The sequence below is a fragment of the Pseudomonas sp. MWU16-30323 genome, from assembly GCF_020515595.1.
In the GTDB taxonomy this organism is placed as follows: Bacteria; Pseudomonadota; Gammaproteobacteria; order Pseudomonadales; family Pseudomonadaceae; genus Aquipseudomonas; species Aquipseudomonas yamanorum.
In genome coordinates this window covers 1-1,465 of sequence record NZ_JAIWYM010000074.1, presented here as the reverse complement: position 1 = coordinate 1,465, position 1,465 = coordinate 1, and the positions used below count along the sequence as shown (strand labels likewise).

At 48.9% G+C, this 1,465-nt stretch carries 3 protein-coding genes; all 3 read right to left on the bottom strand.

The genetic code is table 11. From position 1 onward, the window contains the following. On the bottom strand, positions 1 to 375 hold a 375-nt coding region (locus LIY45_RS30460), incomplete at its 3' end, for a hypothetical protein (RefSeq protein ID WP_346269026.1). A gap of 163 nt (positions 376 to 538) precedes the next feature. Then, positions 539 to 949 (bottom strand): SMI1/KNR4 family protein, encoded by a 411-nt coding sequence (locus LIY45_RS30455; RefSeq protein WP_226478704.1) that lies wholly within the window; start codon positions 947 to 949, stop codon positions 539 to 541. Next, positions 940 to 1,465: HNH endonuclease (locus tag LIY45_RS30450; RefSeq protein ID WP_226478702.1), on the bottom strand; the 526-nt coding region annotated here is incomplete at its 5' end. The genes LIY45_RS30450 and LIY45_RS30455, both read right to left, overlap by 10 nt.

The following is a 1,465-nucleotide window of genomic DNA, read 5'->3' as shown; positions in this document are numbered from 1 at the left end:
TTGGTAGCGTTTATCCAGCAGCGGCAGTTCTTCGCGGGCGGCGTTGCGGTAGTGCAGGGCTTTCTGGCTGAGGCGGCCATTGCGGTCGTAGCGGGTGCGGGTCAGCAGACTGCCCTGGGTGCGCAGGACTTCGTCGTGCACTTGGTCGCGTTCGAAGTCGCAGATCACTCGGCCATTGAGGTTGAGTTGATGCAGGTGGCCGCTGCCGTAGTACAGGCGGTCCAGCGCATCCCACTCGAAGCGGTAGCGTTCGTGGTTTTCATTGCTCAGGTACAGCAGGCGGTTATAGGCGTCGTAGCCAAACTCGACGGTATGGCCGAGGGCGTCAACCCGCTGGGTCAGCCGGCCACTGCGGTCATAACGCAGGCGGGTGATGCGCGGGACCGGGTCGGTGTAAGTGGTCAGTTGGCCGGCGGCGTTGATGTCGTAGCGGTCGCTGCGGCCTAGCGGCTATCGCCTTCTTCCAGGTCCGACTCAAAGCGGTATTCACTCGGCATCCAACGCGGTGATTTTCCAATCATAGGTAGTGTGGCCCAAATTATTGCTCGAGATCCGTGAGAAATTCTTCGAAGGAGTTAGATATTAACAATAGCTCTTTTTCATCGGCCAACCATAGATAGATTAGCCCTGAATCTTCATTTCTAGTGGATAGGGCGAATATGTTGCCGCAGTCGTCATAGGCAAAGGGGATTAGATTTATTAAGTCAGGTTGTCCTTTGATTAATTGTTTGTAAGTGTCTTCAATTGTGGCTTCACCATTTTTTATAGAGAGAAAACTATTTAGTAAGAAAGCGTTGTTTTCAATTGTTGATTCATCAAGAGTTCCGCCATTGTTTGCTATATAGAAGTCCCTAAAATACTTTGATGGCATACTGCCGATAGACTTTGTGAACTCATCGAACTCAGTATTGCTGATTGGCGCTTCACAATTCTGTAAATTTATGGGCATCTAGTAGGTCCTTTTGGCTTAGTTAATCTTGCGGGGTGAGTGTATTTTTTTCCTGTTGCGGTTGAATACTGACTGACGCCTCCCGCGTGTTTTATTCCTAGGTGAGCTTTTTGTTTTACAAGTTGTACCGTTCCGGTGTTTGATAGTGGGTCGTAATCGTTTACATGGTGCCAAACATAACCTTTAGGTGCGGACTTTTGATTTAATCCGGCTTTTTTGTTTGCAGCTTGTGTGTCTAAGGCATAATCTCCTGTATATTTTATTGGTACAACCGGGTTGATGCTAGGTTTGTTGTATAGTGCATTACTGTTTTTGTAATCGAGTCCCCCGCCTGGAGTTTGTTTTACTCCCTCGATGCCTAGTTCGTTTAATGCTGCAATTGGATCATAGGCGAAGCCAAGAGGATCAGTGAATTTGATCGGATTCGGCGCGTACTGATAGAGGTTAAGCCCTCCCAACAACCCAATAGGATCCGGCTGCGTAAACCGCCCCACATCCGCATCATAAAACCTGAAG

What these genes read in the sequence shown, in the direction of transcription:
- LIY45_RS30455 (WP_226478704.1), bottom strand. Translation starts at nt 949, where the DNA reads ATGCCCATAAATTTACAGAATTGTGAAGCGCCAATCAGCAATACTGAG.